Origin of the sequence: Undibacterium sp. Ji83W (assembly GCF_049340385.1) — a bacterium.
Classification (GTDB): domain Bacteria; phylum Pseudomonadota; class Gammaproteobacteria; order Burkholderiales; family Burkholderiaceae_D; genus Undibacterium.
In genome coordinates this window covers 1-1,210 of record NZ_JBMPOZ010000059.1, presented here as the reverse complement: position 1 = coordinate 1,210, position 1,210 = coordinate 1, and the positions used below count along the sequence as shown (strand labels likewise).

At 46.9% G+C, this 1,210-nt stretch carries 1 protein-coding gene; it reads right to left on the bottom strand.

Going from position 1 to position 1,210, the window contains the following annotated elements; all coding sequences use genetic code 11:
* Nucleotides 1-19: 19 nt before the first annotated feature.
* A complete protein-coding gene (locus ACO0LD_RS31700) occupies nucleotides 20-985 on the bottom strand; it encodes an IS110 family transposase (protein WP_423013520.1) in 966 nt (321 codons plus the stop codon).
* Between the last annotated feature and the right edge of the window lie 225 nt (nucleotides 986-1,210).

Here is a 1,210-nt window from a genome sequence, read left to right as displayed (position 1 = left end):
GTAGATACTGTTATTCCTGTCAAGCCAAATGCAAGCTAGCATCGAATGGTTTTCCGGATTTCAATACACCCAAAGCGACATGGACTAGTTTTCTCATCATAGCGCCGATAATGAGCATTGCAGGTTTTCCAGCTGCGGCTAATCGTTGTCGGAAAGCCTTACCCCATGTGGTTCGATACAAAGTCACCATGGCAGGCATATAGAGCGCTTTGCGAATAAATGTGTGTCCAATCTTTGACATTTTTGCTTTGTGGCAGACGCTGCTTCCAGACTCATGGTGCTGCGGGTCGAGGCCTGCAAAGGCTACAGCCTTCTTTACCGAAGTGAAACGTTGAGTGTCAGCATAGTACGAGAGCAGTACAGCGATCGTGCGCTCGCCGAGCCCAGGAATGCTGTCTAATAATTTTTGCTTGTCTTTCAAATCCGGATCGTTGTTCATATGGTCGTTGATAGACCGGGTAAGTGACTTGATTTCTTTATCCAGCCATTCGATATGATCAACTATTCCTTGTCGAATGGCATCACGGGCGACGTCGAGCCGGTTCAGCTCTTGGGTCCGCATGATTTGCAATGCATCCAGGCGCAACACCATGGCACGTAAAGATTGCTCTGCCAACGAAGGAGCAATCCAAAGTTCAAGCTTGCGCTCAGAAGCAAATTCTGCAATCAGTTGCGCATCTACCTTGTCTGTCTTGGTCCTGACCAGGCGGGAGACGCCGAAAGCCTTAATTTGTGCAGGGTTGACCACACTAACGGGGAATTTTTGTTGAGAAAAATAGTGTGCCACGGCCTCCCAATAGACGCCTGTAGCTTCCATGCAGACATGGGCGATTGATGCACCTTGTTTGTTGAGCCAAACGCTTAAATCCTGAAATCCTTGTTGGTTGTTCTGAACCACCTTGTGGCGAAACTTGCCAGTTGTCAGACGCAAAGTACAATCTAATTTCAGCTTCGCGACATCAATTCCTAAATGAAAATCGTGCATACAAATCCTCTGATAACCTACCTTGTGAATACGGGCTGCCAGCGTGCTGGGCCAAAGATACTGTTCGATTTAAAACGAGGGGTGAGTGACTGGTGTGAAAATCTACGTTGCAGGTTTCAAACCAAAGGTACGATGCGGCATCCAGTCACTCGATCTTGATATGCCTACCAAGAACTTGTTGGTAATTATATTAACTAACTACCGGAAGCGTCATAATACAAGGTA

Coding starts and splice junctions, on each gene's coding strand:
- ACO0LD_RS31700 (WP_423013520.1), bottom strand. CDS start 985: ATGCACGATTTTCATTTAGGAATTGATGTCGCGAAGCTGAAATTAGAT.